Annotated in this window: 12 protein-coding genes; 8 read left to right on the top strand and 4 right to left on the bottom strand. The window is 60.9% G+C overall.

Going from position 1 to position 12,593, the window contains the following annotated elements; all coding sequences use genetic code 11:
* Positions 1-26: 26 nt before the first annotated feature.
* Entirely contained in the window at positions 27-971 is a 945-nt protein-coding gene (locus K5E40_RS13405) for a choline ABC transporter substrate-binding protein (RefSeq protein ID WP_221731175.1), read from the bottom strand.
* A gap of 207 nt (positions 972-1,178) precedes the next feature.
* On the opposite strand from K5E40_RS13405, the gene K5E40_RS13400 reads away from it, so the two are divergent.
* On the top strand, positions 1,179-2,123 hold the full coding sequence (locus K5E40_RS13400) for a GlxA family transcriptional regulator (RefSeq protein WP_221731174.1): 945 nt from the start codon (positions 1,179-1,181) through the stop codon (positions 2,121-2,123).
* A gap of 139 nt (positions 2,124-2,262) precedes the next feature.
* Here the strand turns inward: K5E40_RS13400 and K5E40_RS13395 are convergent, their stop codons facing one another.
* The 3 genes from K5E40_RS13395 to K5E40_RS13385 form a co-directional block, all read right to left on the bottom strand.
* Positions 2,263-2,679 carry a DUF3010 family protein gene (locus tag K5E40_RS13395; protein WP_221731173.1) on the bottom strand — a complete coding sequence of 139 codons (417 nt, stop codon included), beginning with the start codon at positions 2,677-2,679 and terminating at the stop codon, positions 2,263-2,265.
* Positions 2,680-2,707: 28 nt separating this feature from the next.
* Entirely contained in the window at positions 2,708-3,031 is a 324-nt protein-coding gene (locus K5E40_RS13390; RefSeq protein ID WP_221731172.1) for a helix-turn-helix domain-containing protein, read from the bottom strand.
* 103 nt (positions 3,032-3,134) lie between these two features.
* The gene (locus tag K5E40_RS13385) at positions 3,135-3,536 is read right to left on the bottom strand and encodes a lysozyme inhibitor LprI family protein (RefSeq protein ID WP_221731171.1); all 402 of its coding nucleotides are present in this window, start codon (positions 3,534-3,536) and stop codon (positions 3,135-3,137) included.
* 234 nt (positions 3,537-3,770) lie between these two features.
* Between K5E40_RS13385 and K5E40_RS13380 the strand changes: the two genes are divergently transcribed.
* The 7 genes from K5E40_RS13380 to K5E40_RS13350 all read left to right on the top strand — a co-directional run bounded on the left by K5E40_RS13380 (position 3,771) and on the right by K5E40_RS13350 (position 12,325).
* Entirely contained in the window at positions 3,771-4,748 is a 978-nt protein-coding gene (locus tag K5E40_RS13380) for a dipeptidase (RefSeq protein ID WP_221731170.1), read from the top strand.
* Between the two features lie 78 nt (positions 4,749-4,826).
* Complete coding sequence (locus K5E40_RS13375; RefSeq protein WP_047303843.1) at positions 4,827-5,357, top strand: DUF5943 domain-containing protein; 531 nt, start codon at positions 4,827-4,829, stop codon at positions 5,355-5,357.
* Between the two features lie 15 nt (positions 5,358-5,372).
* Positions 5,373-7,433: a dimethylglycine demethylation protein DgcA gene (gene dgcA, locus K5E40_RS13370; RefSeq protein ID WP_221731169.1), complete on the top strand. Its 2,061-nt coding sequence runs from the start codon at positions 5,373-5,375 to the stop codon at positions 7,431-7,433.
* A 154-nt stretch (positions 7,434-7,587) separates the two neighbouring features.
* Complete coding sequence (dgcB, locus tag K5E40_RS13365) at positions 7,588-9,537, top strand: dimethylglycine demethylation protein DgcB (protein WP_221731168.1); 1,950 nt, start codon at positions 7,588-7,590, stop codon at positions 9,535-9,537.
* Positions 9,537-10,757 (top strand): electron transfer flavoprotein subunit alpha/FixB family protein, encoded by a 1,221-nt coding sequence (locus tag K5E40_RS13360; protein WP_221731167.1) that lies wholly within the window; start codon positions 9,537-9,539, stop codon positions 10,755-10,757. The genes dgcB and K5E40_RS13360 overlap by 1 nt, the downstream gene beginning before the upstream one ends.
* Before the next feature lie 9 nt (positions 10,758-10,766).
* Complete coding sequence (locus tag K5E40_RS13355; RefSeq protein ID WP_221731166.1) at positions 10,767-11,537, top strand: electron transfer flavoprotein subunit beta; 771 nt, start codon at positions 10,767-10,769, stop codon at positions 11,535-11,537.
* Positions 11,538-11,758: 221 nt separating this feature from the next.
* On the top strand, positions 11,759-12,325 hold the full coding sequence (locus K5E40_RS13350; RefSeq protein WP_221731165.1) for a GNAT family N-acetyltransferase: 567 nt from the start codon (positions 11,759-11,761) through the stop codon (positions 12,323-12,325).
* Positions 12,326-12,593: the final 268 nt, after the last annotated feature.

The raw sequence follows: 12,593 nt of genomic DNA, 5'->3' as shown, positions 1-12,593 counted from the left end.
CTGCGAAACGGTGATTCAGGGGGGCTTTATTTGCGGGTCAGTTGCAGGTTTTCGGCCGCCGGTTTGCCGTCGAAAGTGGTCACACCTTCGAGCCAGCGCTGTTTGTCTGCCGGGTGATCCTTGAGCCACTGCTTGGCCGACTCGAAGGCGTCCTTGTGATCGAGCAGCGGTTGCATCATCCGGCTCTCGTCTTCAGCGGTGAACGTCAGATTGCTCAGCAGGCGACCGATGTTCGGGCACTGTTCGGCGTATTTCGGCGCGGTGACGGTCCAAACGGTGGCCATGCCCTCGTTCGGGCCGAGCGCGTCATCGCTGCCGGTGAGGTAGGTCATCTTGACGTTGACGTTCATCGGGTGCGGCGCCCAGCCGAAGAACACCACGGCTTCCTTGCGACGCACGGCGCGATCGACGGCGGCGAGCATTCCCGCTTCACTGGACTCAACCAACTGGAACTTGCCGAGGCCGAACTGGTTTTTGGCGATCATCGCCTTGATCTGCGTGTTGGCGCCCGAACCCGGTTCGATGCCGTAGATCTTGCCGCCCAGTTCCTTCTCGAACTTGGCGATGTCGGCGAAGGTTTTCAGGCCCTTGTCAGCCAGATACGTCGGCACGGCGAGGGTGGCGCGCGCGTCTTTGAGGCTTGGAGCGTCAAGGACTTTGACCTGGTTGGCGTCGACGAACGGGGTGATGGTCTGGGTCATCAGCGGGTTCCAGTAGCCAAGGAACAGGTCCAGACGCTGGTCGCGAATCCCGGCGAAGATGATTTGCTGGGACGCGCTGGTTTGTTTGGTGTTGTAGCCGAGGCCGTCGAGCAGGACCTGGGTCATGGCACTGGTGGCGATCACGTCGGTCCAGTTGACCACGCCCATGCGCACGTTCTGGCAAGACGCGGGTTCGGCGGCCACGACGCTGGCGCTCAAGAAAGCGGTACCGCTGAGTGCAAGAACGCAGCTGCTGATCAGTCGTTTCATGTCGGGTTCCTCGGCAGGTTGTTTATTGTGAGTTCCGGCGTCTGTTGCGCCGGTGATGCAAAGTTACGCAGCAACGCCCCCGTCAAAGCGCACTACGGCGACAGGCACTTGCACTGTAGCGACCTGCGCGCTTGAACGACGACGACAATCGGCGTATCAACGAGCCACGCTACCCTTCCTCTCGTTACCCGCGAATCGAGTGCGCCCATGTCTCAGGATTTCTACTTCTTGCTGATGCCGGGGTTCTCCGCCATCGGCTTTATCTCGGCAATCGAACCGCTGCGGGTCGCCAACCGCTTTCGCGGCGAGTTGTACCGCTGGCATGTGCTGAGCGCCGATGGCGGGGCGGTACTGGCGAGCAACGGCATGTCGGTCAACGCCGACGCGGCGCTGGAACCGCTGAAGAAAGGCGCGACGTTATGGGTGGTGGCCGGGTTCGAACCTCTGAAGTTCGCCACGCCGACGCTTGAACATTGGCTGCGACGGCTGGACAACGAAGGCGTCACCCTCGGCGCCATCGACACCGGCAGCTTCGTTCTGGCTGAGGCGGGCCTGCTCGATGGCCACCGCCTGACCCTGCACTGGGAAGCCATTGACGCCTTCAAGGAATCTTATCCACAGCTCAGCGTGACCCAGGAGCTGTTCGAGATCGACCGTCGGCGCATCACCTCGGCGGGCGGTACGGCGTCCATCGATTTAATGCTCGATCTCATCGCTCAGGCCCATGGCCCGCAACTGGCAATTCAGGTCAGCGAACAATTCGTGCTGGGGCGCATTCGTCCGCGCAAAGATCACCAGCGCATGGAAGTCGCCACGCGTTACGGGATCAACAACAAGAAACTGGTTCAGGTGATTGGCGAGATGGAACAACACAGCGAACCGCCGCTGACCACGTTGGCGTTGGCGGAATCGATCAAGGTGACGCGCCGGCAATTGGAGCGCTTGTTTCGGCTGCATCTGAACGACACGCCGAGCAATTTCTACCTGCGATTAAGGCTGGAAAAGGCCCAGCAGTTGTTGCGCCAGACCGACATGAGCGTGCTGGAAGTGAGCATCGCCTGCGGGTTTGAATCGCCGTCCTATTTCACCCGCAGCTACCGGGCAAAATTCGCCCGCTGCCCCCGCGAAGACCGGCATACCGCCCAGGCCTGAACGGATGCACACAACACCCATGTGGGAGCGGGCTTGCTCGCGAATGCGGTGTGTCATTCAACAATGCAGTCGACTGACACGCCCTCTTCGCGAGCAAGCCCGCTCCCACATTTTGATCCTCTGTGCCGGGATGAACGGGTTACTTCTTGAGCAGCGCCGAACACGCGGCTTTATAAGCCTCATGCTGATATTTGTTCAGCGTCCCCGGCAGCTCGAAGTTGTGCTTCTTGGCCTGCGCATTGATCGTCTGTGGCGACAACAACGTCACTTCACAACCATCCAACAACTGAAACACACCCTCGATCTTGAACGTCGTTGGCCCACCGGCAAACTCGCCCTTCTTGCTGCGCTTCTTGATCGCAATCCGGTCAATCGAATGTTCGCGCACAAACGACGCTACCTGCGCGGCGAACAGCTTCACGTTGGCCGCTTCGTCATCGTCGTCGAGGGCGATCTTCTTGGTGGCAAGAGCAACGTGGCTCAGGACCGAACCGTCGAGAGCGGCCACGGCGATGATCGCTTCGCTGCCTTTGATTTCGATGCCGCAGATGTTCATGGGAATTCCTTTGAATGAAGAGGCCAGCCTACAACTCAAGCTGATTGGGCGTGATGCCATACGCTGCTGCAATTTTCTCGCGGGTTGCCTTGCGTGGCTTCGCTACTGTTTCTTGTTGAGCGAACGCCGGCTGGGAAATTCCCAGACGTTTCGCCACTTCTTCCTGAGTCAGGTTCAGGTGTTCGCGCCAGGCACGGATCGGTGTCGCCCCGTCGACCATTCGACTGACCACCTCATGCGGGATCAGATCGGGCTGCATTTTCTGTGCGACGTATTGAGCGTAGGGAATTACTACGAAGGCGGGGTTGCCCTCGGCATCGTTGATGATTTGGATGTCGGCAGATTGATTCATGGCGCTGGGAATATAAGTCTTTTATAAGATATTCGAATCTTTACTTATATTTTCCAGTCGGCCAATCCACAACGTTTGTCGGCATGTTGCCGAACTTCCAGAATTACTCCTGCCCAATCGACTCCAAAAACTCCGACCGTTCATCACTCATCCGCGCCACGCAGTCATTTTGCGCAATCTTGAACGCCTTGCTGCCCGCCGTCGCCGGGAAAGCCTCCACCGCGCAATCTGCATCCCGCGTCTTCAGCCACTGCTGCTGGGCGGTTTTGAGTTTGGCGGTGATGTCGGCCAGTTGCGCGGCGTTCTTGCCGTACGCCGTTTGCATGCGTTCGGTGAGGTTGGCGTAGTTGTCCTTGAGCAGGTCTTCGGCGGTGGTGCGGCTGTAGGTCGAGCATTCCAGGGTCTGGATGTCGTTTTCGACGGCGTCGCACGGGTTGTTGTCGGACTCTTCGGCGGCGTGTACGCCGGTCGCAATCAGGGCCAAAGCCAGGAAGATCGATTTCATTGATGTCGCCGCTCTTATCCAGTGGTGTTTGCAAGATGCGCCAGATTCTGGCTTAAGCGAGCAGGCTTGAACAGGTGGCCGTTCGGGGCGGTTAGTGACCCTTTGTCGCGGATTGACGCTTTCGGCAATTCCCCTGTCGTTTTTGCACCCGGTCGCCCGGGCACCGAGGCATATGCTGGCCCCAAAGCGCCGGCAGACGATTCGGCGCATGAATTGCCAATAAGGGGACGCCTGATGAGCCCAGCCGAATTACACGCCGACAGCATCGTTATCGACGGTCTGATCATTGCCAAATGGAACCGCGAGCTGTTCGAAGACATGCGCAAGGGCGGTCTGACGGCGGCCAACTGCACGGTGTCGGTGTGGGAAGGCTTTCAGGCGACCGTGAACAACATTGCTGCCAGCCAGAAACTGATCCGCGAAAACAGCGACCTGGTGATGCCCGTGCGCACCACGGCCGACATCCGCAAAGCCAAGGAGCAGGGCAAAACCGGCATCCTCTTCGGCTTCCAGAATGCCCACGCGTTCGAAGATCAGATTGGCTATGTCGAGGTGTTCAAGCAGCTCGGCGTCGGCATCGTGCAGATGTGCTACAACACCCAGAACCTGGTCGGCACCGGTTGCTACGAGCGTGACGGCGGCCTGTCGGGTTTTGGTCGCGAGATCGTCGCCGAGATGAACCGCGTCGGCGTGATGTGCGACCTGTCCCACGTCGGTTCCAAGACCTCCGAGGAAGTCATCCTCGAATCGAAAAAACCGGTCTGCTACTCCCACTGCCTGCCGTCGGGGCTTAAAGAGCACCCGCGCAACAAGTCCGATGAAGAACTCAAGTTCATTGCCGACCACGGTGGTTTCGTCGGCGTGACCATGTTTGCGCCGTTCCTTGCCAAGGGCATCGATTCGACCATCGACGACTACGCCGAAGCCATCGAATACGTGATGAACATCGTCGGCGAAGATTCCATCGGCATCGGCACCGACTTCACCCAGGGCCATGGTCAGGACTTCTTCGAATACCTGACCCACGACAAGGGCTACGCCCGCCGTCTGACCAGCTTCGGCAAGATCATCAACCCGCTGGGCATCCGCACCGTCGGCGAGTTCCCGAACCTGACCGAAACCCTGCTCAAACGCGGCCACTCCGAGCGCGTGGTGCGCAAGATCATGGGCGAGAACTGGGTGAACGTCCTGAAGGACGTCTGGGGCGAATAAGCCACCGCACTTCTGAATCCTTTCCCCCGGCCGTCCGCGCCGAGGGCAACACACAAATTTTTCTGGAGTTAAGTTTCCATGGCCAAGATCGCCCCGCAATTGCCAATCGAAGTCGACAGCGAGACCGGTGTCTGGACCTCAGACGCCCTGCCAATGCTCTACGTGCCGCGCCACTTTTTCGTCAACAACCACATGGGCATCGAAGAGGTTTTGGGCGCTGAAGCCTATGCCGAAATCCTCTACAAGGCCGGCTACAAATCCGCGTGGCACTGGTGTGAAAAAGAAGCTGAATGCCACGGCCTGGAAGGCGTCGCGGTGTTCGAACACTACATGAAGCGCCTGTCGCAACGCGGCTGGGGCCTGTTCAAGATCCAGGACATCGACCTCGACAAAGGCACCGCCAGCGTCAAGCTCGAGCACTCGGCGTTCGTCTACGTCTACGGCAAGGTCGGGCGCAAGGTCGACTACATGTTCACCGGTTGGTTTGCCGGGGCCATGGATCAGATTCTTGAGGCTCGCGGCAGCAAGATTCGCACCGTCGCCGAGCAAGTCTACGGTGGCTCCGAAGAGGGCCACGAAGACGGCCTGTTTACCGTCAAGCCGTTGTAAGTCGAGGAACCCGCCATGGCTTTCGAAGCAATGTTCCAGCCGATCCAGATCGGCAAACTGACCATCCGCAACCGCGTGCTCAGCACCGCGCACGCCGAGGTCTACGCGACCGACGGCGGCATGACCACCGACCGCTACGTCAAATATTACGAAGAGAAAGCCAAGGGCGGCATCGGCCTGGCGATTTGCGGTGGCTCCTCCAGCGTGGCCATCGACAGTCCGCAAGGCTGGTGGAAATCGGTCAACCTGGCGGACGACCGGATCATCCCGCACTTCCAGAATCTGGCCGATGCCATGCACAAGCATGGCGCCAAGATCATGATCCAGATTACCCACATGGGCCGTCGCTCGCGCTGGGACGGCGAGCATTGGCCGACCCTGCTGTCACCGTCGGGCATCCGTGAGCCGGTTCACCGTGCGACCTGCAAAACCATCGAGCCGGAAGAAATCTGGCGGGTGATCGGCAACTACGCCACTGCGGCGGCGCGGGCCAAGGCCGGTGGTCTGGACGGCGTTGAACTGTCCGCCGTGCACCAGCACATGATCGACCAGTTCTGGAGTCCGCGCGTCAACAAGCGCACCGACGAATGGGGCGGCAGCTTCGAGAACCGCATGCGTTTCGGTCTGGAAGTGCTCAAGGCTGTGCGCAAGGAAGTCGGCGATGATTTCTGTGTCGGCATCCGTCTGTGCGGTGACGAGTTCCACCCGGATGGCTTGTCCCACGAGGACATGAAACAGATCGCCAAGTACTACGACGACACCGGCATGATCGACTTCATCGGCGTGGTGGGTTCGGGTTGTGATACCCACAACACCCTGGCCAACGTGATCCCCAACATGAGTTATCCACCGGAGCCCTTCCTGCATCTGGCGGCCGGGATCAAGGAAGTGGTGAAAGCGCCGGTGCTGCATGCGCAGAACATCAAGGACCCGAACCAGGCCACGCGCATTCTCGAGGGCGGTTACGTCGACATGGTCGGCATGACCCGCGCGCACATCGCGGACCCGCACCTGATCGCCAAGATCAAGATGGGCCAGATCGATCAGATCAAACAGTGCGTCGGTGCCAACTATTGCATCGACCGCCAGTACCAAGGGCTGGACGTGCTGTGCATCCAGAACGCCGCGACCTCCCGTGAATACATGGGCGTGCCGCACATCATCGAGAAATCCACTGGCGTCAAACGCAAAGTGGTGGTGGTCGGTGCCGGCCCTGCGGGGATGGAAGCGGCACGGGTATCTGCTGAACGCGGCCACGACGTGACCCTGTTCGAGAAGAAGGAATTCATTGGCGGGCAGATCACCACGGCGTCGAAAGCACCGCAGCGTGACCAGATCGCCGGCATTACCCGCTGGTTCCAATTGGAACTGGCGCGCTTGAAAGTCGACCTGCGTCTGGGCACCGCTGCCGATGCGGCGGCCATCATGGACTTGCGTCCGGACGTGGTCGTGCTGGCGGTTGGCGGGCATCCGTTCCTGGAGCAGAACGAACACTGGGGCGCCGCCGAAGGGCTGGTGGTCAGCAGTTGGGACGTGCTCGACGGCAAGGTCGCGCCGGGCAAGAACGTGCTCGTCTACGACACCATTTGCGAGTTCACCGGGATGTCGGTCGCCGACTTCCTCGCCGACAAGGGCAGCCAGGTCGAGATCGTCACTGACGACATCAAACCGGGCGTGGCCATCGGCGGTACGTCGTTCCCGACCTACTACCGCAGCATGTACCCGAAAGAAGTGATCATGACCGGCGACATGATGCTGGAGAAGGTCTACCGCGAAGGCGACAAACTCGTTGCTGTGCTGGAGAACGAATACACCGGCGCCAAAGAGGAGCGGGTGGTCGATCAGGTGGTGGTGGAAAACGGCGTGCGCCCGGACGAAGAGCTGTATTACGGGCTCAAGGACGGTTCGCGCAACAAGGGCCAGATCGACATCGACGCACTGTTCGCGATCAAGCCGCAGCCATCGCTGAGCACCACCGGTGACGGCTACTTGCTGTTCCGCATCGGCGACTGCGTGGCGCAGCGTAATACCCACGCCGCGATCTACGACGCCCTGCGGTTGTGCAAGGATTTCTAACGGCGTGCACAAAACCCTGTGGGAGCGGGCTTGCTCGCGAATGCATTCTGTCAGTTCTACATGAGCTGACTGATCCACCGCTTTCGCAAGCAAGCCCGCTCCCACAGTAAAGCGGATCGTGTTTCTCCAGGCTGTACTGGTGGGAGCTTCACCTATGTTGAACACCCTTCTTCCAATCCTGTTGTTCGCAGCCCTGGGCCTCGGCGTCCTCGGCGCGTTGCGGCGGGTAGCGATGTGGCGTCGGGGCCGGGCCTCTAAGGTCGACCTGATCGGCGGTCTGCTCGCCATGCCCAAGCGCTACATGGTCGACTTGCACCATGTGGTGGCGCGGGACAAATACATCGCCAACACCCACGTCGCCACGGCCGGCGGTGCGGTGGCGTCGATTGTGCTGGCGATTCTGGTACACGGTTTCGGCCTGCATAACCGCATTCTCGGGTATGCCTTGCTGCTGATGACGGCGGTGATGTTCGTCGGTGCGATCTTCGTTTACCGGCGCCGGCTCAACCCGCCAGCGCGGCTATCGAAAGGTCCGTGGATGCGCCTGCCGAAAAGCTTGCTGGCGTTCTCGGCTTCGTTCTTCCTGGTGACCTTGCCGGTGGCCGGGATTCTCCCGGAGAACTTCGGCGGCTGGATCTTGGCGGTGATTCTCGGCGTCGGTGTGCTGTGGGGCGTGTCGGAATTGTTCTTCGGCATGACTTGGGGCGGGCCGATGAAGCACGCCTTCGCCGGTGCCCTGCACCTGGCCTGGCACCGCCGCGCCGAGCGCTTTGGCGGTGGCCGTTCGACCGGTTTGAAACCGCTGGACCTCAACGATCCATCGGCGCCACTGGGTGTGGAAAAACCCAAGGACTTCACCTGGAACCAGTTGCTCGGTTTTGACGCTTGCGTGCAGTGTGGCAAGTGCGAAGCAGCCTGCCCGGCGTTCGCTGCCGGCCAGCCGCTGAACCCGAAAAAACTGATTCAGGACATGGTCGTCGGCCTCGCTGGCGGCACTGATGCCAAATTCGCCGGCAGCCCTTATCCGGGTAAACCGGTCGGCGAACACAGCGGCAATCCGCATCAACCGATCGTCAACGGTCTGGTCGATGCCGAAACCCTGTGGTCGTGCACTACCTGCCGCGCCTGCGTCGAGGAGTGCCCGATGATGATCGAGCACGTCGACGCCATCGTCGACATGCGCCGCCACCTCACGCTGGAAAAAGGCGCGACGCCGAACAAGGGCGCCGAAGTTCTGGAAAACCTTATCGCCACCGACAACCCTGGCGGTTTCGCTCCGGGCGGGCGGATGAACTGGGCGGCGGATCTGAACCTCAATCTGCTGAGCGAGAAGACATCCACCGACGTGCTGTTCTGGGTCGGCGACGGTGCTTTCGACATGCGCAACCAGCGCACCTTGCGTGCGTTCGTCAAAGTGCTGAAAGCGGCCAAGGTCGACTTCGCCGTGCTCGGGCTCGAAGAGCGCGACAGCGGCGACGTGGCCCGACGTCTTGGTGATGAAGCAACCTTCCAGTCGCTCGCCAAACGCAATATCCAGACCCTGGCCAAATACAGCTTCAACCGCATCGTCACCTGCGATCCGCACAGTTTCCATGTGCTGAAAAACGAATACGGCGCCTTCGATGGCAACTATCTCGTGCAGCATCACAGCACCTACATGGCCGAAATCATTCAGGCCGGCGCGCTCAACCTCGGTCAGCACAAAGGCAACAGCGTGACTTATCACGATCCGTGCTACCTCGGCCGTTACAACGGCGAGTATGAGGCGCCGCGTGAAGTGCTGCGCGCCCTCGGCATCGAGATCAAGGAAATGCAACGTTCCGGCTTCCGCTCGCGCTGTTGCGGCGGTGGTGGCGGCGCACCGATCACCGATATTCCAGGCAAGCAGCGGATTCCCGACATGCGCATGGACGACATCCGTGAGACCGGCGCCGAGTTGGTGGCCGTGGGTTGTCCACAGTGCACGGCGATGCTCGAAGGCGTGGTCGAACCGCGTCCGCTGATCAAGGACATCGCCGAACTGGTGGCCGACGCGCTGCTCGAAGACGCCGCGCCAGGCAAGCCGACTATGCCGGCCAAACGTGAACCCGCGGAGGCCCACTGATGAGCGACATTATCCGCCGCGACCCGCGCGCCGAATGGATTGCGCGTAACCGTCTGCACCCGCTGCACGCGGCCATGCAACCGGCGCAACACAGTTGGATGGGCCCCAATGGGGTTATCCGCAAGAACCTCCACGGCATCGGTTTCATCGGCCCCAACGGCCTCAAACGTATCGACCGCAGCGGCGCCCAGCAGGGCGGGGCGGTCAAACGCTCGGCCACGGTTGAAGTGCAATTGCCGCTGCATCAAGTGCCGGCCCCGGCGTTCTACATCAGCGTGGTGCCGGACATGGTCGGCGGCCGCCTGAGCAGCCACGACCGCGACTTGCTCGGCCTCGCGCATCAACTGGCCGGCAAGGACGGCGCGGTGTTGGCCGTGGTCTTCGGCGAGCACAAGGAAAACGCTTTCGCCACGGCCGGCGTTGACCGCCTGCTGGTGCTGGAAGGCGAAGCATTCAGCGGTTATGCACCGGAGCAACGCGTGCAAGGTTTGCGCGCTGTGGATAACCAGTTCAACCCGCGCCACTGGCTGCTGCCAGACAGTCGCAGCGGTGGCGGCGAACTCGGTCGGCGCTTTGCTGCTGCACTGGGCGAACGCCCGGCCACACGGGTGTGGCAGGTCAAGGATCAAGAGTGCATCGGCCGCGCGGGTGCCGGGTTGCAGGATCTCGCTCGTCCGGTGGCTCGCTTGATTCTGGCGTCCGCCGAATGTGCCGAACCGGTCAGCGAAACCCGCCACGAAGCACTGTCGGTGGAGTTATCCACAGCTGTCGCGCGCAGCCTGTCGCGGATCGAGGATCTGGGCGCCGTAGCGGTGGATCCGTCGGCGATCCCGATGGCCGAAGCCGAGTTCATCTTCTCCGGTGGCAACGGGGTCAAGGACTGGGCACTGTTCCACCAGACGGCCGCCGCTCTCGGCGCCACCGAAGGCGCCTCGCGGGTGGCGGTGGACGATGGCTTCATGGCGCGCGACCGCCAGGTCGGTGCGTCCGGCACCTGGGTCACCGCGCGGGTGTATGTCGCGGTGGGTATCTCCGGGGCGATCCAGCACCTGCAGGGCATCGGTGCCTGCGACAAGGTGGTGGCGATCAACCTTGATCCGGGTTGCGACATGATCAAGCGTGCCGACCTGTCGGTGATCGGCGAAAGCGCGGACATTCTTCAGGCCTTGATCGCGGCGGTAGAGGCCTACCGCAACGACGCCAAGCGCGATGCGGCTTAAGGAACGGCTATGAACACAACAATCATCAGTTTGGTTTCAATCGGCGCTCATCCGACCTCCGGCCGGCCACGCCGCGCCGAACAGGACGCACGCGCGGTGGAACTCGGCTTGCAACTGGCTGGGGATAACCTGCAAGTGCTGCATGCCGGCGATGTTGCGGAACCGGCGCTGCGCGCCTACTTGGGTATGGGCCTTGAGCAGATGCATGTGCTTGAGCAACCTGCTGGCGCCGATGCGTTGCCGGCATTGACCGCGTACCTGCGCGATGCCGGGGCGCAGGTGGTGCTGACCGGCAGTCAGGCGGAAACCGGTGAAGGTTCGGGGATGTTGCCGTTCCTGCTGGCCGAGGGTTTGGGCTGGCCGCTGGTGGTCGGGCTGGCGCAGGTCGAGTCGATCAATGACGGTTCGGCGCTGGTGCTGCAAGCGTTGCCCCGTGGACAGCGGCGGCGGTTGAAGGTGAAGCTGCCGTTTCTGGCGACTGTGGATAACGCAGCGCCGAAGCCGAGACAGAGTGCGTATGGGCCGGCACGTCGCGGTGTATTGGAGGCTGCGGATGTCGAGGTTGTCGACGACGAGCTCCTGTCTGTCGCCAGCCTGCAACCGGCCAAACCAAGGCCCAAACGCCTGAAAGTGATCAAGGCCAAAAGCGGCGCCGACCGCATGAAAGCCGCCACCGCCAAAGCCAGTGGCGGTGGTGGGCAGGTGCTTAAAGGCGTCACTCCACAAGCCGGCGCCGAGGCCATCCTCAAACTGCTGATCGAAGAAGGCGTGGTCCGCTGACACCCTTCCAATCCCCTTGTGGGAGCGGGCTTGCTCGCGAAAGCAGTGTGTCAGGCGACATTGATGTTGACTGATACAGCCTCTTCGCGAGCAAGCCCGCTCCCACAAGTGTGTGTTCGGCAAGCTGTCATTTGTTGACATGAAAAATCCCCTGCATTCCTTTGCGATCAGCGTCAGTCAGAGGTTAAAACACCCGCTCAAACCCCCGAGGAGTCAAGTGAATGACCGTTGAGTTTCGACCTGCCCGGCGCACGGATGCGCGCGACATTGCGCGTTTGTTTCAGATCTCCTCGGAGGGCGCCTCGGATTACATCTGGAGCCAATTGGCGGAGCCGGGCGAGCCATTGCTGGATGTCGGCGAGCGGCGTTATGCCCGCGACGATGTGGATTTTTCCTGGCAGAACTGTCTGATTGCCGAAGCCGAGGGCCGCGTCATCGGAATGATGCACAGTTATGTCACACGCGAAAATCCTGATCCGACACCCCCTACCGACCCGGTGCTGGCGCCTTACGCCGATATGGAGGTTGTGGACACGCTCTACATCTCCAGCCTGGCGCTGCATGAAGGCTGGCGTAATCAGGGCTTGGGCGTGCAGTTTCTTGAGTATGCTCAGGCGCGTGCAGAGCACCTGGCGCTCAATGGCTTGAGCCTGATCGACTATGCCGCCAATACCGGCGCAAGAAGGTTTTATGAAAGGCATGGTTTCGCCATCGTCAAAACCTGTCAGGTGACGCCTCACCCGATGATCCGGGTGACGGGTGACGCCTATCTGATGCATCGTGCCTGATACCCGCGAACAACCTACGGTTGAGAGCACGTTACCCACAATCCCTGTTGGCCAATCTGTGGGTAACGTGTTCGCCCATCCCTGCACACCACGCCAATCAAGCCCTGCAGACCCAAGATCAAAAAACAACCAGCCTAAGTAGCGGTTTTTCCGAGCTTTTCTTCCTGAATAACTCAGCGAGTTGCCCCCAATCTCTGTTGGCGCTTCTGTGGATAAGATGTTCGCTATCCGCTGAAGCCTATACAAACCGTGGCTTGCGAAGACTTGA

Source organism: Pseudomonas baetica, assembly GCF_019733355.1.
GTDB lineage: Bacteria > Pseudomonadota > Gammaproteobacteria > Pseudomonadales > Pseudomonadaceae > Aquipseudomonas > Aquipseudomonas baetica_A.
Note: the sequence above shows the minus strand (reverse complement) of the source record. Positions and strands in the feature narration are given on the sequence as shown.